Raw genomic sequence first — 21,800 nt, forward strand, 5'->3', positions numbered from 1 at the left:
AAGTATCGACAGGCAAGGTTTAGTATTGAATATTATAATTCGCGGGGCAAAACCCCCGCAGAGGGTTTATACCACTTGTTTTACGCGAAGTTCTTTTGGTACGGCAAATTCAACATTTTCTTCCCGACCTGCTCGCTCAGATGCAGACACTGCGCCCCAAGAGATAAGACGATCGACAACCCGCTGAACCAGCACTTCCGGAGCTGATGCACCAGCTGTAACGCCAATGTGCTCTACTCCGTCAAGCCAGGCTTTCTGGATACAGTTTTCATCGGCAATAAGAAATGCCTTCGCTCCCACCTTTTCAGCCAATTCGCGTAACCTGTTAGAGTTCGAACTATTCTGTGCACCTACAACCAACAGCACTTCACAGTCTGATGCCAGGTCGCGAACCGCATCCTGGCGGTTTTGCGTGGCATAGCAAATATCGTCTTTACGGGGGCCGTGAATAGAGGGAAATTTCGCTCGTAAGGCATCAATGACATCAGCTGTATCATCGACAGATAACGTAGTTTGACTACAAAAATACAGGCGTTCCGGGTCTTTCACGTCCAACGTTTCTACATCTGCGCTGGACTCTACCAAATAAATTCCCCCTTCGGTATTATCATATTGTCCCATAGTGCCTTCCACCTCGGGGTGGCCGGCATGGCCAATCAGAATACACTCGGTCCCGGTTTTACTGGCCCTGGTAACTTCCATATGTACCTTTGTCACCAATGGACATGTGGCATCGAACACCTTTAAACCACGCTCACTTGCTTCTTTACGCACTGCTTGGGATACCCCGTGAGCGGAGAAAATTACGATACTGTCATCTGGTACTTCTTCAAGTTCATCGACAAAAATAGCGCCCCGCTCTTTCAGGCCATCAACAACAAATTTGTTGTGAACCACTTCATGACGAACATAAATAGGCGGGTTAAACATCTCTAACGCCCGCTCAACAATGGTGATAGCTCTGTCTACACCGGCACAGAAGCCACGTGGATTAGCAAGATGAATTTGCATAGAGTCTCCTTAGTGTGTAGAAGATGCGTTATTAATAACGTCGACGATTTCTACATCAAAAATGACTGTTTGGCCTGCCAGTGGATGATTAAAATCAACGGTAACAGAATCGCCCGCAACACTGCGAATGATACCCGGCACTTCACTGCCATCTGGTTGAGAAAACGCTACTATTACCCCTTCTGTGAGAGATAATTCGCTACTGAAACGATTGCGGTCCATATGATGGATATTATCAGGATTGGGCTGGCCGAAAGCATCTTCCGGCGCCAGTGTGAAAGACTTTTTCTCGCCTTTTTTTAACCCTAACAGGCAGGCTTCGAAGTTAGGAGTCAGACTACCGTCGCCCATGACTAACTTTGCTGGTTTCTTATTTACCCGCGTGCTGTCTGCAGCAGAACCATCTTCCAGCTTTACGTCGAAGTGCATTATCACTTCAGAAGTGGCGTTGACTATCTGTTCACTCATCATTTGCTCCTACTTCTTTTCTGCATTTGCGTCAGGCCGACTTTTTTCGTCCTGCTTTGACGTGAGCATGTCCCAGATTAACAGTGCGGCTCCAATAAATATTGCACTGTCTGCGATATTAAAGGCAGGCCAACTCCATTCACCTACATAAAAGTCGAGAAAATCTATGACGAAACCGTGGATCAGGCGGTCGTAAACATTGCCCAACGCTCCCCCCAGAATGAAACAGAAAGCAACAGGTAACAGCTTTTGCTGTTTGTCGGATTGCTTTAACCACCAGAGAATTACAGCACTTACCGTGATGGCAATAGCAGTGAAAAACCACCTTTGCCAGCCGGACGCATCATGTAAAAAACTAAAGGCAGCGCCGTAATTACGCACGTACGTAAAATTGAAAAATGGTAAAACCTGGATCGACTCTGACAAAGCCATGTTGCCGATAACTTCGTACTTAGACCACAAATCAAGTGCCACAACCAGGGCACTGATCCACAGAAAACGCAAACCCGTTTCACTGAAAAGTTTAGGCATATTGTCGAGTTTCCCCTTCGCCATCTACGTTGGTCACGCATCGACCGCAAAGCTCTTCATGACCAGCATGAGTGCCTACATCTTCGCGATGATGCCAGCAACGAACACATTTGGTGCCGGTACTTTTTTCAACTTCGATGAACAAGCCTTCCACATCAGTAGAATTCGCTGTTGCCGGCTTTTCACTTAGCGCTGCCAATTCCACACCAGAGGTAATCAATACAAAGCGTAATTCATCGCCTAGCATTTCCAAAACGGTAGACAATGCGTCGCTTGCATAGAGTTTGACATTCGCCTCCAGGGAGCCACCTAATTTACCGTCTTTACGAGCTTGCTCCATTACCTGGTTAGCGGCATCTTTGACCTGCATAACTTGCTGCCAGTAACCGTCATCAAAGCCGTCTTTTGCCTCGAAGCCAGTCAGACCCGTATACCATGCCTCGGTAAATACAAATTCGCTGCGCGAGCCCGGTAGTGCTTCCCAAATCTCCTGGGCGGTAAAGCTTGTAATAGGCGCCATCCAACGCACTAAAGCCTCAATAATATGGTACAGCGCAGTTTGACATGAACGGCGGGCATTACTGTCACCTTTTGCCGTATATTGACGATCTTTAATGATATCCAAATAGAAACTACCAAGCTCGATAGAACAGAAATGCGTTAACTTCTGTGAAACGACCAGCATATCGTACTTGTTGTACGCCTCTACAATCTCTTGCTGTAACTTTTCTGTGCGCGCCACAATCCAGCGGTCAAGAGCCACCATATTGTCAGGCGCTACCGCATCTTTCTGCGGGTCAAAGCCATTGAGGTTCGCTAACAGGAAACGGGCCGTATTACGAAGACGACGGTAAGCATCAGCAGCTCGCTTAAGGATCTCATCACTTACTGCAATCTCGCCCCGATAATCCGTTGACGCCACCCATAACCGGAGAATATCTGCGCCCAGTTTATTAGTAACTTGCTGCGGTGCGACCACATTACCAACAGACTTGGACATCTTTCTGCCGTGAGCGTCTACAGTAAAGCCGTGTGTAAGCACTTCTTTATATGGAGCATGGCCATGCATGGCAGTAGACGTCATAAGAGATGACATAAACCACCCGCGGTGTTGATCAGAGCCTTCAAGATACAAATCAGCACTTGCGGGAATATCATCGCGGCGATCAACGACAAAGTAGTGAGTGACGCCTGAGTCAAACCACACATCCAGGGTGTCAGTCACTTTATCGTATTGCGATGCATCGTCACCTAACAAGGTGGCATCGTCTACGTCCCACCAGGCCTGAATGCCTTTTTGTTCCACCTGTTTTGCCACAGTTTCCATAATACTCGCTGTATTAGGGTGAAGCTCACCGGAAATTTTGTGTACGAACAAAGGAATTGGCACCCCCCAGGTGCGCTGACGGGATATGCACCAGTCCGGACGGCCTTCTACCATCTTTTCAATGCGATTCTGGCCCCACTCCGGGATCCATGCTGTCTTTTCAATTTGCTCAATGGAGGCCTTTCTCAACCCTTTTTTGTCCATGCTGATAAACCACTGAGGAGTCGCACGGAAAATAATCGGTGTTTTGTGCCGCCAGCAATGGGGATAGCTGTGCTCGTAGCTAATATTCAATAGCAAATTGCCAGTTTCTTCCAGCTTGTCGATAATCGTTTGATTCGCTTTGAATACAAATTGCCCGGCAAACAAGGGGGTTTCTTCATTGTAAACACCATTGTTGCCGACGGGGTTATACACCTCGATACCATATTTTTTACATACATTGAAGTCATCAACACCATGGGCAGGTGCTGTGTGAACCAAACCTGTACCAGATTCTGTGGTAACGTGATCACCTAAAATCAGTGGTACTGTTTTATCGAGAAACGGATGTGACACTTTGAGGTTTTCAAGTGCCTGACCAATACAGCTGGCCACCACTCTGAACGAAGAAATGTCATAGCGGCTCATACACCTTTCTACCAGGTCTTCTGCAAGAATAACCCAGTTATCGCCGTTCAGTTCAACGAGTGAGTAAGTCAGTTCCGGGTGTAAGCTCATAGCCAGGTTAGCAGGCAGCGTCCATGGGGTTGTCGTCCAAATAACCGCTGATGCATTGTGTGCACTTAGGTCCTTTGCGGTAACACCAAACGCCGCTGCAATGGCATCTACATCAGATATAGGGAACGTAACATCGATGGCCGGCGATACTTTATCCTTATACTCAACTTCAGCTTCCGCAAGAGCGGAACCACAGTCTGTACACCAGTGAACGGGTTTGAAACCCTTTTCCAAATGCCCCGAGTCAACAATTTTACTCAACGCGCGAATGATGTCGGCCTCAGATTTGAAATCCATGGTTTTATACGGGTTATCCCATTCACCAAAGACCCCAAGGCGTTTAAAATCAGCCATCTGGCCATCAATTTGCTTTTGCGCGTACTCACGGCACTTTTGACGAAACTCGGCGGCAGACACCTTAACTCCAGGTTTACCGACCTTTTTCTCAACCATTAACTCAATGGGAAGACCATGGCAATCCCAGCCTGGTACGTATGGCGCATCGAAATCAGACAGGGTCTTCGCCTTTACAATGATGTCTTTAAGAATTTTGTTTACAGCGTGACCAATATGAATATCACCATTTGCATACGGAGGTCCATCGTGCAAGATAAAAGGCTTTTTACCCGCTTTTGCTTCGCGAATTTCCTTGTACAGGTTCTTTTCCTGCCAGCCTTTTAACATCGCCGGTTCTCTTTGCGCAAGGTTGCCGCGCATAGGAAAAGGCGTTTCCGGTAAATTCAATGTCGGTTTGTAATCGCTCATAAACTCGTTATTTCCGTCCACCTGCCGTTGTGCACCATCACACAACGATTAATTTAAAAGTAATTTAGGATGCAAAGAATAAGGCTTGTGCCGCATTTGCATCCAGTTTGATCTGTTCTTTTAACGCGTCAAATGACGCGAATCTTTTCTCGTCTCGCAGCTTTTTCACCGGCGCTACCGATATGGGCTCGCCATACAAAGTGCCACTATACTTAAATATATGTACTTCCAGTTGTGTTCGCTTACCCGCGACAGTGGGTCTGGACCCAACATTAGCGACACCAAAAAAACGTTCGCCCTTGACGTCGACCGTTACTGCAAAAACGCCATTGATGGCGGGTTTGTCTCTTTTCAACAAAACATTTGCGGTTGGAAAACCAATAGTACGGCCTTTCTTGTCTCCATGCACCACCCGCCCTTCAAATACAAAAGGCCTGCCAAGCATGTTTTCAGCACGCTTAAAGTCGCCCATAGCCAGAACTTCCCGAACCGCTGTGGAGCTTATTCGACAATCGTCCATCAAAAAGCTCTGGGTGCTGGCCACCTCAAAGCCCATGCTTTCGCCAGCCCGCTGTAGCATGGAGAAATCCCCTAAACGCCCGCGACCAAAGCGAAAGTCGTCGCCAACCACTAAATATCGAACCCCTAATCGCTTAACCAACAGGTCTTCAATAAAGGTATCGGCCGACTGGCTTGCAAAGTACTCATCAAAGCGCACACACAACAGACGGTCGACCCCTTGCGATTTTAACAGCGCGTATTTCTCACGCAGGGTGCTTAATCTTGCAGGCGCCGTTGCCGGACTAAACAATTCTTCCGGTTGCGGTTCAAATACCATCACAGTGGATGGCAAAGCAAGTTGACGTGTTTTATCGTGAACATTTGCCAACACAGCCTGATGCCCGCGATGCACGCCGTCAAACTTACCAATAGTGAGGACGCACCCACTGTGTTCCGGGCGCAGATTGTGAAGACCGCGAATTAATTCCACTAGCTACTGAGTCCTGGAGCGTGATTTGCAAAGCTCGCGATTATAAACGACCCGCTGCGTAATACCAATCGTTGTGAAAGGATTATCCGCCAATTGCTCTGAAGTGCCTGACTCGAACGCCAAACAACACTAACAAAACAGCAAATGTTGCAGCTGCCGCGCCAATGGTTATGGCAACGTGTTTAATCTGTGCTAGCAGGGTTATGTCGTAAAACCCATCACCCATGTCAAAATACAAAATAATCACTGCCATTGCCGCGCTGGCTATGACAACCCTTAGTAGAAACCACACGGTATCCAGCGACGCCTTGTACACTCCCTTTTTATGCAAGGTAATGTAGAGCAAAGCTGCATTAAGTGTTGCTGACAAAGACGTGGCAATAGCGAGTCCAATGTAACCGTAAGGAATGGCAAAGATTAAGTTGAATACCATGTTTGCTGCCATACACCAGATACCAAATTTCACCGGTGTTTTGGTATCTTGTCTGGAGTAAAAGCCCGGAGCCAATATTTTGACAAGCATGAAACTCAGTAAGCCACAGGCGTACGCGATAAGAGAGTAAGAGGCCATTTTTGCGGTGTCTGCAGAAAAAGCACCACGCTGAAAAATCACGGTAAGAATAGGCTCTGCCATAAACGCCAGTCCAACAGCTGCAGGAATACCAAGTACTGAAACCATGCGGATCCCCCAATCCATATTACTGCTAAATGCCTTAGGATCATTCGCCACATGATTGCGCGACAGTGTGGGTAAAATAACGGTGGCGATTGCGATACCAAACAACCCCAAGGGGAATTCAAGCAGTCTATCGGAGTAGTACAGCCAACTAATGGAACCTGTAACCAGAAAACTGGCGATTAACGTATCGAGTAATAAATTAATTTGTCCGACTGAAACGCCAAACAGCGCAGGGATCATCAGCGTGCGCACCTTCACCACACTTGGATCATGCCACCCCCATCGCGGCTTTACAAGTAAACCAGCCCGGTATAAAAAAGGAAGCTGAAATGCTAACTGCACTATGCCGCCAACAAATACACCCCAGGCTAACGCGAAAGCGGGTTGAGAGAAACTTGGCGATAGTAAATACGCACAGGCGATAATGCATACATTCAATAACACAGGTGTAAAAGCCGCCACGGCGAATTTATTTAGTGTATTGAGAATGGCACCTGCCAGGCCGGTAAGAGAAATGAATGCTATATAAGGAAAGGTTATTTTCAGCATACTCGACGCAAGTTCAAACTTAGCGCCAGCAGGCTCGTCTTGCAACCATCCTACAAACCACCCCGTTCCGAACAAGGCTGTAATAACAGGCGATGCAATAACACCAACAATAGCCACAACGAATACAATAGCACCGAGCGTTCCAGATACTTTAGCAACGAACGCCTTCAGTTTTGCCTGATCATTTTCGTGATGGACTTCCGTTAGTACAGGAATGAAAGCCTGTGCGAAAGCGCCCTCAGCAAATAAACGACGCAAAAAATTGGGTATTTTGTTAGCGAAAAAGAAAACATCAGCGGCCGCGCCATCGCCCATTAATTTGGCGACAACCACATCCCGAACTAACCCCAGTACACGTGATACCAGCGTCATAACACTGACAATTAAACCAGATTTTAAGAGTTTTCCTGACACGGGGCCCTTCATTTGCGACTGCATTTTTGGTGCACACTATAGCCGAATGGACGTGCCGGTGGAATCACTGAAAAAAAATATGACAGATTGATGAATTCCCTGTTTGGGGCTGCTATAATCCGCGCACCTCACGAGGGGGCTGCATGTTATGAACAAAATCGCGCTATTTTCTGCATTTTACAAGGTAAAATAGTTTGACATTTGGTCGTTAGGCGAGCATAATTCGCACCCTATTTTTTAGACATGAATTTATTTTGGGAGTTACACCTTGGCTAACATTAAGTCTGCTAAGAAACGTGCAATTCAAGCCGAAAAGCGTCGTCAGCATAATGCCAGCCGTCGCTCCATGACTCGTACAAGCATCAAGAAAGTAGTTGCTGCAATCGCTGCAGGTGATAAAGAAGGTGCACAATCTGCACTGGCTGCTGCTACACCGATCCTTGACAGAATGGCTACCAAAGGTTTGATTCACAAGAACAAAGCTGCTCGTCATAAGAGCCGTTTGTCTGCGCAAATCAAAGCTCTGTAAGAGAATTTTTAAAGTAAAAAGCGCCTATGGCGCTTTTTTTATATCTGAAATACAACAAACCTGATAATTACCAAATCAAGATTTGTCATTTTTACTCCACACCGCTCGCTGTCATGAATCTGTCAGACAAGTTTCACCAAGCTGTAAAGCTATAGTCACCTGACTGTCAACTAGGCTTTTTATTATTACCTCCCAAAGTGATTACTTTGGAAACGGTTATGAAGCGCACACACTATCGCACCTTGTGGTTGTCTGATATCCATCTCGGCAACAAAGACTGCAAAGCACAATACCTTCTCGATTTTCTCAACACAGTTACAGTAGACACCCTCTACCTGGTGGGCGACATCGTGGACATGTGGGAAATGTCTCGCCAGTTCCGTTGGCCTGAAGCCCACAATCAAGTGCTTCATACCTTTATGCAAATGAGTCGTGATGGTACTAAAGTAATTTACCTGCCAGGTAATCACGATGAGCCTTTACAATCATACTCAGGCATGCAGTTTGGTGATATCGACATAAAACGTGAATGTGTTCATACCACTGCGGATGGAAAGCAGTACCTCATTCTTCATGGCGATCAATTTGACGCGGATGTCACTATAGGTAAATTTCATGCATGGATTGGTGATAAAGGTTATGACCTTCTGTTATTTCTTAATCGCTGGTACAACCGCTTCCGCCAGTGGCGCAACAATGACTACTGGTCATTAGCCGGTTATATAAAGAAGCACATCAAAGGTGCAAATGAAGCCATTGCCCGATACCGTGAAGCTTGCTGTGCAAGAGCCCGAAAAATGGGGCTTGATGGCGTGATTTGCGGCCATATCCATCATCCGGAAAGTACCATAGTGCAAGGTACACATTACGTCAATGACGGTGACTGGATTGAAAACTGTTCTGCCCTGTCTGAAGATAAAGATGGAAACCTGGTTCTCATTAGCTGGATTGAGGAAATGAAGTCAACCTCTACTGTGACCGCTCTGCCCTCTCGCACCAAAGCCTCCAAAGCGGCTTAGTTCTATCTCAGTGCAGTGGTCACCACGACCACTGCACTCTCTCGACGAAACAGTGTCACTGAACTGACATCAAAGTTTGTAAAAAACGTCATATTGCACTGGTATCGTTCGCACAAAACCTCGGGATAAATTATGTTTACTGTTGATGACGTACTGGCTCGCCACTATCCGCAAGTTGTGGATAAACCCTGGCTATTCAAATCGCTCTCTTTTGTACTGCGACACCTCCTTCACGAAAAAGAGATGAAAGAGTTCAGCGACACGTACCCTCACTATGAAGACATCGATTTTGTTGAACAAGTATTAGAATATTTCAATATCAGCTATTCCACCCGTGACGTCGAAAAAGAACGCATTCCAACGGAAGGCCGAGTGGTCATTATTGCCAACCACCCTATAGGAACACTCGACGGTTTGGCACTGATAAAACTCATCAGTGAAGTACGCCACGACTTAAAAGTGGTAGCGAATGAGATGCTAATGGCAGTAAAGCCTCTTCACAATATGTTATTGCCAGTAAATAATATGCACGGAGGCACTCCCAAACAGCACCTAAGTGCTATTCAGAAACATCTGAATAATGACGGCGCGTTAATTATCTTCCCCGCAGGAGAGGTTTCCCGTTTACGCCCTCAAGGTGTCAGAGATACCCGCTGGCACTCAGGCTTTTTGCGCATCGCCAAGCAAGCAAAATCTCCCATACTTCCCGTATACATTGACGGTAAAAACTCACCACTGTTTTACAGTGTTTCAATGATTTACAAGCCATTAGCCACGGTGCTTCTGGTCAAAGAAATGTTCAAGCAACGGAAAAAACACTTACCTATGCGCATTGGAGAACTGATCCCTTGTGAAGCGTATAGTCAGCTTGCTTTACCTCTTAAAGAGCAGGTTAAATTGTTCAAGCGACATCTTTATCGAATCGGTGGTAACCGCAAGGGCGTGTTAGCCACACAAGCGCCAATCGCCATGCCTGAAGATCGCAAAGAACTAACCCGCGCGGTCAAACAATGTGAACACTTAGGTCACACCGCTGATGGCAAACACATTTATTTATATCAGCACAAAGGCTGCTCCCCCATCTTGAGAGAAATTGGACGGCTTAGGGAAATTGCTTTCAGAGCGGTTGGAGAAGGCACTAACAGACGCCGCGATATCGACCAATATGATGCCCATTACTACCATCTGATTCTATGGGACGAAAACGACCTTGAAATAGCCGGTGCTTACCGCTTTGGTGATGCCGAATTACTCACTCAAAGCGACCATCCCACCGGGCTGTATTCCGCCACATTATTTGAATATACGTCGGATAACTCCACACTATTCAAAGAGGGGCTGGAATTAGGCAGAAGTTTCGTTCAGCCACGATATTGGGGAAAGCGGAGCTTAGATTATCTGTGGTTTGGCATTGGTGCATTCTTGGGAAGATACCCAAAATATCGATACCTGTTTGGTGCAGTGTCTATTAGCAACGCCTATCCGCAACCGGCAAAAGATCTATTGGTAGCGTTCTATCGCACTCATTTTCCAGCCAAATTTGGTTCTGCAGAGTCACGTATGCCTTATCAGGTTTCTGCTGATGCATCTGCCATGTTCACCGGAAACGACTACAAAAAAGAATTTACCGAACTAAAACACCTTCTCGCCAACATGGGTGTAAACGTACCTACGCTCTACAAACAGTATACAGAAGTGACTAAAGCGGGCGGCGTAGCCTTCCTCGATTTTAACGTCGACCCTGACTTTGCTGACTGTATTGATGGATTAGTTGTTGTAGATGTGAATAGTTTGACTGATAAAAAGCGCAAGCGCTACTTACAGGATTCCGGCCTCTCTAAGTCAGCGTAAGCATTATTATAGCGCCGTTACTATTTTCAGTAAGGCGCTTTAGCTTCCCACTATCACTCCATCCAATCCCCGTTAACCGAGTTACGACTAGTATTCAGAGACGTGCAAACTGCCCCAACATGTCGGCATAAATATCTTCCAGAGTAAGTAAATCAGACAGATGAATTGATTCGTTGACTTGATGAATTGTGGTATTAGGTACACCAAGCTCCACTACTTGCGTGCCTTTTGTGGCAAAAAAACGTCCGTCAGAGGTCCCACCAGATGTACTTAATAAAGGGTATCGACCGGTCGCGCGATATATAGCGCCTTCGGCTATCGTTATTAAGCACGCCTCTTTCCGGGCATCACTTTGGTAAGCTTCACAAGGTCGTGACCAGCTGATAGTGGCATTGTTATCCAGTTTTTTTACATACTGAATAAGCTTGCTTTGCAAAGAACTCAGCGTAAAGCTCCCATCGAAACGCACATTAAACTCAATACGACATTTTCCCGGCGCGAGATTGTCTGTGAATGCCCCTGTATCCATATGGGTAATTTGCAACGACGTACCAGGAAAATCCACGTCGCCGCCGTCCCATCCCAGGTTAAGGAGTTCATTAATAATTCGACTTGCCCGGTGTATTGCATTATCACAACTATGTGGGTAAGCAACGTGCCCTTGTTTTCCCGTAACGTCGATGGTGCCTGACAGTGCACCACGGCGACCAATTTTAATGGTGTCCCCGGTGACAGATGAGGCCGTAGGCTCACCCACTAAGCAGATATCAAGATCAACACCACGGGCATCCAGCGTTTGCTTTATCCATTTAGAGCCATACTCTGCATCACCTTCTTCATCACTGGTGATGAGCCACCAAAACGTAAAATCATGTGGATTTAACGTTGGCAGAATACGCTGACAAGCACCTAGCATGGCAGCTAACCCGGTTTTCATGTCAGCAGCTCCACGACCGTAAAGCCGGCTTTTTACTACGTGAGCTTCAAAAGGCGGATAGCGCCAGCTTGACAAGGGTCCAGGTGGTACTACATCCGTGTGTCCACAAAACGCAATATTTTTCGCGCCTTGTCCCCATCTGGCAATCATATTGGATACACCGTTAACGGTAAAATGCTCACAGGTAAAATCCAATTTCTGCAAAGTGGCCGCCAGATATTGCTGACAACCGTTATCGTTGGGTGTCACCGTGTTCTTATTTATGAGAGCCCTAGCATGAGAAAGGCAGTATGTTTGGGAGGCGGTAGGCAAAGTAAAAGAATGTATAGTCATTAGTTCACCAAAGACTCGATACACGATTAATCTTGAGAACTATTAAATCGAGACTCAATGACAAAAAGATAACAGAATTACTTCACTACAATGACACGCTTGAGCAGCCTAACGGACTGCCAACATCAACCACTAACCGGTAATATCAATGACTTCTCTGCTACCTGGCAAAATGCGGATGATACTGCCATTAATATCCAGTGAAATAAGCCCGGAGTTATCGTCGCGAGAAATGACTTTGGCCTGACGGTAAAGTGAATAGTCGAGGATCTGTCCGGGCTTAATGCTTTGATTCAAGGTCGGTAAAACTCTGCGGGAAGGCTGATCGCCGCTCAGTGCCATTACCCCACTGCTCTGGCTACTAATTTTGATGCTATGACCACGATCGGCTGCAATGGCAGTGCCTGCGAAATGGCTCAGTAAAACCAGTAAACCTACATATTTTTGCGCGTTAATCACAGATACAAATCACACGTATTATACTTTTGGATAATACGCACTTAGCAATTCTCGAACCAAAAATAAAAAGTCTAATTATTTCAGTTATATAAGATTTTAAATTGGGTTTAACTAGACGTCACCCTGAATTTTTCGCATCATATTTGCAACAAGTAAGGAAAAATTTACCGTGATCAAATTTATCGTTCTGATACCTCTTGTACTTTGTTTGCTTTGGTTTGGTTACCTGAAGCTAAATAACTGGAGTGCGGCTGATGGAAAACAGGGTTTTATCTATATTTTGGTACTCTCTAGCGCGCTTGCCCTGTTTTATTTTGTCATGATGCTCGTGCAGTCGCTTTAGCTGCAGAAAGTAGTCATAAATCAAAGCATGGAAACAGGCTTTGAAAGGAGCCATGGTTAGTAATAAAAAGAGCGCAAGGAAAATTGTCGATTAACGGTAAAAAAAACGGTGTCGTGAATGACACCGTTTTTCTATCAACTAACTAAAGACCGTTATCGGGTAGCGTTAATTTCGATATCTGCACTTTCGCGAAGACCATCTACATAAGCCTGATAGGTCATTTGACTATTCATAGCGGCCAAACGCTCTGTGATTGCCGAAATTGCCATATCGTCTGCCTCATCAGCTGCATTCACTCCGGTTAGTTCAACCAAAGCCACGTCGCCACTCATGAGTGTTACCACTTCTCTTGACTTGTCACCAGACGGTGCGAGTGTGAAAAGTGCATCAACAATTGCGCTTGGCAAATCTGCGTTTGCTCGATTAACGTTTTCAGAGGTTTCCCAATTCACCTCACGGGCTGCGAGCGCTTCATCAATGCTGGTACCTTCCGATAACGCCGCTAGCTGCTCTTCTGCCCACGCCTGCGCCGCTTGCTGTGCTTTTTCAGCGCGTAAGGCAACGGTTATGTCGTCTTTTACTTCATCAAGCGCTTTTGTGCGCTGTGGTTCGTGTTCACTCACGCGCACTACCATGACGGACTCGCTGTCGATTTCGATAAGGTCGCTATTAACACCCTCTTCAATAAGCTCAACAGAGAATACATTATTGACAACCTGTGGAAAGTTAACCTCAGCGGGTACATCATTTCGAGAAAACAATGCGGTAGTTTCAATCGGCTGTTCGGCAATCGCAGCTACTTCATCCAGTGTATCAGGCACTTCGAACGCAACTTCTGCCATGCGAGATTGAATTTCGTAAAACCGATCCGTTGCTTTGTCGGTAATAAGGTTTTCACGAATGTCCTCAGTCACTTCAGCCAGACTCTGGACTTTTTCCGGTTGCAAGTCAGTCAGTTTGATAATGTGATAACCATACTCAGATTGGACGACATCAGATATGTCGCCAACAGAAGAAAGGTCAAATGCCGCACTGTCAAAAGAATCGTCCATCATCCCTGGGGTGATATAGTCTAGATCACCGCCGTTCTCAGCTGAAAAAGTATCGTCCGAATTTTCTTCCGCTAACGCTGCGAAATCAGCACCATCTTTAAGTTGCGCTAACAGCGCTTCAGCTTTTGCCTTAGCAGCTTCTTCATCATCACCGCTTTCAATGAGTATATGGGAAACGCGTCTTTGCTCTTCAGTAATGAATTGATCTTTATTCTCTTCATACCACTGAGAAATATCTTCAGGCGTTACCGTTACTGCAGATTTCAAATCATCAACTGACAAAGATACATAAGAAACTGCCACTTTTTCATCTGTATCAAAATCAGTGATATTGGCATCATAGTAACTCTGAATATCTGAGTCATTAACCTCTACATCGTCAGCAAATAACGCGGATTTTATCACCGCGTATCGCGCATCACGGGTTTGTGCCTGAAGTGCAAACACCTGCTTTGCCTCCCCTGGAAGGGCAAAATCTGACACGCCCAGGGCTCTGGCAAGTTGTTCACGGGTTAACTGGACCCGTAAGTACTCTCGAAACTCGCTTGGCTGAAAACCGTTCTGGCGCAGAATAGATAAATAGCGGTCGTTGTTAAATTTGCCGCTAAGTTGAAACTCTTGCATATTAACAATCGTTTCGCGAATTTGATCATCACTGATACGCAGCCCAAGCTCCCGTGCCTTTTGCTCTACCAACGCCTCACTGATCAAGCTGTCTAATACACCTTGACGAAATTGCTTAAGGTAAGCTTCATCAGCGAACATAGCTGAAATGCTTTCACCATACTGAGCTTCCATTCTGCCCCGTTGCGCCTGATAAGCTCGCTCGAGCTCATTTAAGCTGATTTCTTCACCATTAACGGTAGCCGCGACAGTTTGCCCTGAACTGTTCAGGTAGCTGCCAACTCCGGCAAAAACGAAGCTCAGCACCACAAGCCCAATGATTATCATTGCCCAAGGGCCCTGAGAACCTTCTCTGATTCTTTCTAACATGACTTAAATTCAACTCCATTGCTTACTGCTCTCCCGCGAAGTGAATACTTCAAGCGAGAAAATAAGGCAAGATTATATCGGCTCCGCAACCTAAACGCGACAATTTGAATGGTGTTTTTCCAGCAATTAAACGTAGGATACGCAATGCTTGACGGCGGACAGGTAACAAGAGCGGAAATAAAAAAGGCGATGGAAGCCCATCGCCTTTTTTCGAATTTTTAGCGCTTAGTTACACGCGTCTTTCAGTGCTTTACCAGCTTTAAAAGATGGAACTTTAGCAGCTGCGATTTGAATAGTGTCACCAGTCTGAGGATTACGGCCACTACGCGCAGAACGCTCGCGTACCGCAAAGGTACCAAAACCTACCAGCGCAACCTGATCACCCTCTTTCAGTGCTTCAGTAACTGCACCAGTAAATGCATCGAGTGCACGGCCTGCAGCAGCTTTAGAAATATCTGCGCCAGCAGCGATTTGGTCGATGAGTTGAGACTTGTTCACAATTATAATCCCCTTCGATTGTTATTATACTCTTGTCCAAAAACAAAACATTGTCTTCAGAACGTTATAGCAAGCTTGATTATCACAATCAAGCATCTGTCACAATTATTTAACGTTTAATGATTCGCTGCAATCCCTTTAGAGACAAGGCTTCAAGCGAGTACGTATGTAAAGGTAACACAACTTCTGAGACTTGAAAGCCCTATTTTAAAAAAAAGTGACGAAATATGGGTTTCAGCGTCTACTTTTTGACCGAACTCAATAGAAAAGGCTGTATCCCGCGAATATACTGAGATTCAGCCACCCTATTTCGTCACTAATTAGCGACTACTTTAAAAGACTCTACCGGTTCCTGAAGTGCAATATCCAATACCTCATCAATCCACTTCACCGGATGAATCTTTAAATCGGCCTTAACGTTATCCGGGATCTCTTCTAAATCACGTTCGTTGTCTTTAGGAATAACTACCGTCTTGATGCCTCCGCGGTGTGCAGCGAGAAGTTTCTCTTTCAAGCCACCAATTGCAAGCACTTCACCACGCAGCGTAATTTCACCCGTCATCGCAACTTCGCATTTCACAGGGTTCCCCGTTAAAGTGGATACCAGTGCAGTGCACATTGCTATACCCGCGCTGGGGCCGTCTTTCGGCGTCGCACCTTCGGGCACGTGAACATGAATATCACGCTTTTCATAGAAATCGCTGTTGATGCGCAGCTTTTCGGCGCGACTTCGCACCACTGTCATCGCAGCCTGAATAGACTCCTGCATAACATCGCCTAATGAACCGGTAGAGGTCATTTTGCCCTTACCTGGCACTGCGGTGGTTTCGATAGTGAGTAAGTCACCGCCTACCTGTGTCCAGGCAAGTCCGGTGACCTGTCCAATCTGGTTGTCTTTATCTGCTTTACCATAATCAAAGCGTTGTACACCTAGATAATCTTTAAGATTCTCTTGTGTAACAACCACTTTTTCTTTGCTCTTGCTAAGCAGAATATCTTTCACAGCTTTGCGACACACTTTAGAGATTTCTCTTTCCAGACTGCGCACACCCGCCTCGCGAGTGTAATAGCGGATTATGCCAACAATTGCTGATTCAGTGATCTCCAGCTCTTTTTCTTTCAGACCGTTTCGTTCTATCTGTTTAGAGATAAGGTGACGAACAGCGATATTGAGTTTTTCGTCTTCGGTATATCCTGAAAGACGAATAACCTCCATTCTGTCTAACAACGGCCCTGGAATATTCATACTATTTGAGGTAGCTACGAACATTACGTCGGACAGGTCGTAGTCGACTTCAAGATAATGGTCGCTAAAACTACTATTCTGTTCTGGATCCAATACCTCCAGCAATGCTGACGACGGGTCGCCACGCATATCCGATGACATCTTGTCAATTTCGTCCAATAAGAACAGCGGGTTCTTCACCCCGACTTTCGCCATTTTCTGAATCAGTTTACCTGGTAATGAACCAATATAGGTTCGACGGTGCCCGCGAATTTCCGCTTCGTCACGCACTCCGCCCAGGGCCATTCGTACGTATTTGCGACCTGTTGCCTTGGCAATTGACTGACCTAAAGAGGTTTTACCTACCCCTGGAGGCCCGACTAAACAAAGAATAGGCCCCTTAAGTTTTTTCACCCGCTTTTGTACGGCAAGGTATTCAACAATGCGCTCTTTTACCTTTTCCAGGCCATAATGGTCAGAATCAAGTACCTTTTCAGCAAGAGATAAATCTTTTTTGACAGCACTGCGTTTATGCCAGGGTACATTGGTCAGCCATTCAATATAGCTTCTGACTACGGTGGCTTCCGCCGACATAGGCGACATCATTTTCAGTTTTTGAAGCTCTGCCTTCGCTTTTTCTTCAGCTTCCTTAGGCATTTTTGCTTCTTCGATTTTCTTACTTAACGCTTCGAATTCATCCGGAGCGTCGTCAAGCTCGCCAAGCTCTTTCTGAATGGCTTTCATTTGCTCATTCAGGTAATACTCGCGCTGACTTTTCTCCATTTGCTTCTTCACACGAGTGCGAATTTTCTTTTCAACCTGAAGTAAATCGATTTCACCTTCCATTAAAGCCATCAGGTACTCTAGGCGCTCGTTGACCTTTTTCATTTCGAGTACTTTTTGCTTTTCTACCAGTTTAAGTGGCATGTGAGCAGCCATGGTGTCCGCCAGGCGCGCAGCGTCATCAATACCATTTAACGAGGTAAGTACCTCAGGAGGGATCTTCTTATTGAGCTTAACGTAACCTTCAAATTGAGAAACTGCAGAGCGAATGAGCACTTCCTGCTCACTTTCCGGCAGTGTCTCATCATTAACGGGACTAACCTGAGCCACGAAGAATGGTTCGGATTGCTCGTACTGATGAATTTCGCCGCGTACGTTACCTTCTACCAGCACTTTTACTGTGCCATCAGGTAGTTTCAATAATTGAAGAATAGTGGCGAGTGTGCCCACCTGAAAAATGTCGTCAGCTTCAGGCTCATCGACACTGGCGTCTTTCTGCGCAACTAAAAATATTTGTTTATCGTTTTCCATGGCCGCTTCAAGGCAGCGGATAGACTTTTCCCGCCCAACAAAAAGAGGGATAACCATATGTGGGTAAACTACTACATCCCGTAACGCAAGTACGGGGATCTCAATGCGATCTTCACGCTCAACTGTCATACGTGTTCTCAGTCTTGTTCATATTGTGAATTGATATGGGGATGCACAGGTAAAGTTCAATTGAAAACCTGCTTTTACCTCAACCTTTATCGATTTTCTAACTCCGTGCAACCTTTTTCTTATGACCATTTGGTTAGAATTAATGATATGACAAAATCGGGTTTGCGAAAAAAGTGCGCTATGACCTTTGTAAAAAAGGTCAGCACAAAAAAAGGCCCGTACGGGCCTTTTTAAAATGTCATTGTAACGTCAATCATTCCGACGCAGCTTTCTTCTCTTCGTTCTTGTACATGAGGATTGGCTTAGATTCGCCTTTAATGACAGACTCATCAATAACCACTTTACTCACATTATCCATAGACGGCAGATCGTACATGGTATCCAACAACACCGCTTCTACGATTGACCGTAAACCACGAGCCCCGGTTTTACGCTGCATTGCCTTACGAGCTATGGCATGCAATGCGTCATCGCGAAACTCAAGTTCAGTTTCCTCCATGGAAAACAATGCGCCGTATTGTTTGGTAATCGCATTTTTAGGCTCGCGAAGAATTTGAATTAACGCTTCTTCACTGAGCTCTTCCAAACTTGTTACCACCGGTAAACGACCAATAAACTCGGGAATTAAGCCATACTTAACGAGATCTTCCGGCTCAACCTGCTTAAACAAATCACTGAGCTTGTGTTTGTTGTCATTAGATTTCACCGACGCCCCGAAACCAATACCCGTGTCTTTGTTTGCTCGTTGCTCGATAACTTTATCAAGACCAGCAAAAGCACCGCCGCAAATAAACAGAATCTTAGAGGTGTCAACCTGCAGGAATTCCTGCTGTGGATGCTTACGTCCCCCCTGTGGAGGTACAGACGCGACTGTCCCTTCAATAAGCTTCAACAATGCCTGTTGAACCCCTTCTCCGGAAACATCACGGGTGATAGACGGGTTATCTGACTTCCTTGAAATTTTATCAATTTCGTCAATGTAAACGATCCCACGCTGGGCTTTCTCAACGTCGTAATCACATTTTTGCAATAACTTTTGAATAATGTTTTCTACGTCTTCACCTACATAACCTGCTTCTGTAAGCGTAGTTGCATCGGCCATAGTAAAGGGTACGTCTAGCAGCCTGGCAAGGGTTTCCGCAAGCAGAGTCTTACCGCTTCCGGTCGGTCCGATCAGCAGTATATTACTTTTGCCCAGCTCTACGCCTTCGTGTACATCGCCGTTGCGCAATCGCTTATAGTGATTGTACACAGCTACAGCTAACACCTTTTTCGCGTGCTCCTGCCCAATGACATAGTCGTCCAAATGGGCATGGATTTCTTGCGGTTTAGGAAGTGAATCCTGTTTTTGCTTAGGTGCGATTTCTTTAATTTCTTCGCGAATAATGTCGTTACATAACTCAACACATTCATCGCAAATAAAAACGGACGGGCCCGCGATCAACTTCCTGACTTCGTGCTGGCTTTTGCCGCAGAAGGAACAGTAGAGAAGTTTGTTATCTCCGTCGCCGTTCTGTTTATCACTCATTTCTTTCTGCCTCTGCCTTGCCTGAATTAAGAAAAACGTCTCATATAACCTTCAGGCTCTCTTTAACTATACTACTTCGTGGCGGCTGCGTCAGATCGATTTGTTAAAATCTGATCAATTAAGCCATATTCCTTGGCCTCTGTTGCACTCAGGAAGTTATCCCTGTCGGTATCACGTGCAACAGTTTCGTAGTCTTGTCCTGTGTGTTCTGCCATTAAGCGATTTAATTTCTCTTTAATAGACAGGATTTCTTTCGCATGAATTTCAAAATCTGATGCTTGCCCCTGGAAACCGCCCAGTGGTTGGTGAATCATTACCCGCGAATTCGGCAAACAGAAACGCTTACCTTTCGTTCCGCCTGACAACAGAAATGCGCCCATACTAGCAGCCTGACCGATACAAACGGTGCTCACATCTGGTTTGATGAAGTTCATCGTATCGTAAATGGCCATTCCTGCCGTTACAGAACCACCAGGGGAGTTGATATAAAGGAATATATCCTTTTCCGGGTTCTCTGCTTCCAGAAAAAGCATTTGTGCGACGATAAGGTTCGCCATGTGGTCTTCAACCTGACCCACCAAGAAAATCACATTTTCTTTTAGTAGACGGGAATAAATGTCGTAGGAACGTTCACCTTTAGACGTCTGTTCGACGACCATAGGTACCAGTGCATCTTGAGGTTCAAATGGGTTTATCATATCTACCTTGATTTCTTAGCGTTAAAAACAAAAATGCTCGGAAGGCTCCGAGCATTTAAGCAGTTGCTGACGGGTTAAGTCAATCAGAGGGTAAAAAATTACGCCTGTTTGTTCATAACCTCGTCAAAAGCTTTGGTGACTTCCTGAGTTTTGGCATTTTCCAGCACCCATTCAATCGCCTGCTCTTCCAGAGCGACATTGCGCATCTGGTTCATCAGTTCTTCGTTACCTTTATAATAGTCGATAACTTCCTGAGGATCTTCATAAGCTGACGCAGAAGTTTCAATTAATTCGAAAACTTTGCTGTCATCGGCTTTTAATTCGTTCTGTTTGATGATTTCACCAAGCAACAGACCAATGCGAACGCGACGAAGTGCATTGTCTTTGAACAATTCTGCTGGCAACTCAGGCATATTCTGCGCACCGCCAGATTGCTGGCTGAAACGCTGCTTGGCTTGCTCGCGAAGCGCATTGACTTCCTGATCTACCAAGGCAGCAGGTACGTCGAATTCGTTCTTTTCGATAAGCTTGCTGATAACGTCTTCTTTTACAGATGTTTTCAGTGTCTGGCTGAGTTCGCGTTCCATGTTTTTACGCACTTCTGCTTTCAACGCATCAACACCACCTTCCTCAACACCGAACAGCTTCGCAAACTCGTCGTCTACGTCAGGCAGTTTCTGGCCTTCTACATTTTTCACAGTAACGTCGAATACCGCGTCTTTCCCTTTAAGGGCTTCAGCGTGGTAATCTTCAGGGAAAGTTACTTCTACAGTAACCTCATCGCCTTTTTTGGCGCCAACCAGTGGTTCTTCAAACCCTGGGATCATTCGGCCCTGACCAAGTTCAAGAGTAAAGTCTTCCGCCTTACCACCTTCGAACTCTTCACCGTCGACTTTACCTACGAAATCGATAATTACACGGTCGTCTTTCTTCGCTTTGCGGCGAACTTCTTTCCAGGTTGCGTGTTGTTTCTGTAACGTCTCCATCATGTTATCGAGGTCAGCATCGGAAATTTCAACCACCGGCTTCTCGATTTCGATGTCAGCAACACCCTGAACTTCTACTTCCGGGTACACTTCAAATGCTGCAACAAACTCTAAATCCTGGCCTTTTTCGTCTTTTACCAGATCAAATTTAGGCATGCCAGCAGGATTAATTTTTTCCTGAACGATGGCCTGATAGAAGTTTTGCTGCATAACATCACCAGCGACTTCCTGACGAACAGCTGCGCCAAAGCGCTTCTGAATAACGCTTACTGGTACTTTACCAGGACGAAAGCCGTTAATGCGCTGCGTTTTTGCTAATTGTTGAAGACGCGACTTAACTGCAGTATCTACTGAATCCGCAGGAACGGTAATAGTAAGACGGCGTTCTAAACCCTGGGTCGTCTCGACTGAAACTTGCATTATGTTACCTCAACTGTGCGTCTTAAAGTGA

17 protein-coding genes are annotated in these 21,800 nt (G+C 45.7%); 3 read left to right on the forward strand and 14 right to left on the reverse strand.

Translation table 11 applies throughout. The annotated features are described in order from the left end of the window. Positions 1–66 precede the first annotated feature (66 nt). From ispH to murJ, 6 genes are all read right to left on the reverse strand, one after another. The gene (gene ispH / locus ACXACM_RS16075; protein ID WP_474823005.1) at positions 67–1,011 is read right to left on the reverse strand and encodes a 4-hydroxy-3-methylbut-2-enyl diphosphate reductase; all 945 of its coding nucleotides are present in this window, start codon (positions 1,009–1,011) and stop codon (positions 67–69) included. Positions 1,012–1,020: 9 nt separating this feature from the next. Continuing rightward, positions 1,021–1,479 (reverse strand): FKBP-type peptidyl-prolyl cis-trans isomerase, encoded by a 459-nt coding sequence (gene fkpB / locus ACXACM_RS16080; RefSeq protein ID WP_474823006.1) that lies wholly within the window; start codon positions 1,477–1,479, stop codon positions 1,021–1,023. 9 nt (positions 1,480–1,488) lie between these two features. Continuing rightward, positions 1,489–2,010, reverse strand: a complete 522-nt coding sequence (gene lspA, locus ACXACM_RS16085) for a signal peptidase II (RefSeq protein ID WP_474823008.1) — start codon at positions 2,008–2,010, stop codon at positions 1,489–1,491. Continuing rightward, the gene (gene ileS, locus ACXACM_RS16090; protein ID WP_474823009.1) at positions 2,003–4,822 is read right to left on the reverse strand and encodes an isoleucine--tRNA ligase; all 2,820 of its coding nucleotides are present in this window, start codon (positions 4,820–4,822) and stop codon (positions 2,003–2,005) included. The genes lspA and ileS overlap by 8 nt, the downstream gene beginning before the upstream one ends. Before the next feature lie 64 nt (positions 4,823–4,886). Then, positions 4,887–5,813 (reverse strand): bifunctional riboflavin kinase/FAD synthetase, encoded by a 927-nt coding sequence (ribF, locus tag ACXACM_RS16095; RefSeq protein ID WP_474823010.1) that lies wholly within the window; start codon positions 5,811–5,813, stop codon positions 4,887–4,889. A gap of 82 nt (positions 5,814–5,895) precedes the next feature. Continuing rightward, a complete protein-coding gene (gene murJ / locus ACXACM_RS16100; RefSeq protein ID WP_474823012.1) occupies positions 5,896–7,455 on the reverse strand; it encodes a murein biosynthesis integral membrane protein MurJ in 1,560 nt (519 codons plus the stop codon). 268 nt (positions 7,456–7,723) lie between these two features. Between murJ and rpsT the strand changes: the two genes are divergently transcribed. From rpsT to olsF, 3 genes are all read left to right on the forward strand, one after another. Beyond that, positions 7,724–7,984 (forward strand): 30S ribosomal protein S20, encoded by a 261-nt coding sequence (gene rpsT / locus ACXACM_RS16105; RefSeq protein WP_216025373.1) that lies wholly within the window; start codon positions 7,724–7,726, stop codon positions 7,982–7,984. Between the two features lie 218 nt (positions 7,985–8,202). Then, positions 8,203–9,003 carry a UDP-2,3-diacylglucosamine diphosphatase gene (locus ACXACM_RS16110; RefSeq protein ID WP_474823013.1) on the forward strand — a complete coding sequence of 267 codons (801 nt, stop codon included), beginning with the start codon at positions 8,203–8,205 and terminating at the stop codon, positions 9,001–9,003. A gap of 132 nt (positions 9,004–9,135) precedes the next feature. After that, positions 9,136–10,854 (forward strand): bifunctional ornithine lipid synthase OlsF, encoded by a 1,719-nt coding sequence (gene olsF / locus ACXACM_RS16115; RefSeq protein ID WP_474823014.1) that lies wholly within the window; start codon positions 9,136–9,138, stop codon positions 10,852–10,854. Positions 10,855–10,948: 94 nt separating this feature from the next. Here the strand turns inward: olsF and dapE are convergent, their stop codons facing one another. From dapE to tig, 8 genes are all read right to left on the reverse strand, one after another. After that, positions 10,949–12,124 (reverse strand): succinyl-diaminopimelate desuccinylase, encoded by a 1,176-nt coding sequence (gene dapE, locus ACXACM_RS16120; RefSeq protein WP_474823015.1) that lies wholly within the window; start codon positions 12,122–12,124, stop codon positions 10,949–10,951. 132 nt (positions 12,125–12,256) lie between these two features. Then, positions 12,257–12,583 (reverse strand): hypothetical protein, encoded by a 327-nt coding sequence (locus ACXACM_RS16125; protein ID WP_474823016.1) that lies wholly within the window; start codon positions 12,581–12,583, stop codon positions 12,257–12,259. Between the two features lie 495 nt (positions 12,584–13,078). Then, positions 13,079–14,971, reverse strand: coding sequence for a peptidylprolyl isomerase (gene ppiD / locus ACXACM_RS16130; protein ID WP_474823018.1), 1,893 nt, complete (start codon positions 14,969–14,971; stop codon positions 13,079–13,081). 225 nt (positions 14,972–15,196) lie between these two features. Next, positions 15,197–15,469 (reverse strand): nucleoid-associated protein HU-beta, encoded by a 273-nt coding sequence (gene hupB / locus ACXACM_RS16135; protein WP_216025367.1) that lies wholly within the window; start codon positions 15,467–15,469, stop codon positions 15,197–15,199. 316 nt (positions 15,470–15,785) lie between these two features. After that, positions 15,786–18,137, reverse strand: coding sequence for an endopeptidase La (gene lon, locus ACXACM_RS16140; RefSeq protein ID WP_474823019.1), 2,352 nt, complete (start codon positions 18,135–18,137; stop codon positions 15,786–15,788). 253 nt (positions 18,138–18,390) lie between these two features. After that, positions 18,391–19,665 (reverse strand): ATP-dependent protease ATP-binding subunit ClpX, encoded by a 1,275-nt coding sequence (gene clpX, locus ACXACM_RS16145; RefSeq protein WP_474823020.1) that lies wholly within the window; start codon positions 19,663–19,665, stop codon positions 18,391–18,393. A gap of 71 nt (positions 19,666–19,736) precedes the next feature. Continuing rightward, complete coding sequence (gene clpP, locus ACXACM_RS16150) at positions 19,737–20,363, reverse strand: ATP-dependent Clp endopeptidase proteolytic subunit ClpP (RefSeq protein ID WP_474823022.1); 627 nt, start codon at positions 20,361–20,363, stop codon at positions 19,737–19,739. Between the two features lie 98 nt (positions 20,364–20,461). Further along, positions 20,462–21,769, reverse strand: coding sequence for a trigger factor (tig, locus tag ACXACM_RS16155; RefSeq protein ID WP_474823023.1), 1,308 nt, complete (start codon positions 21,767–21,769; stop codon positions 20,462–20,464). Positions 21,770–21,800 lie beyond the last annotated feature (31 nt).

Source organism: Alteromonas sp. AWQ4_252 (genome assembly GCF_056158205.1).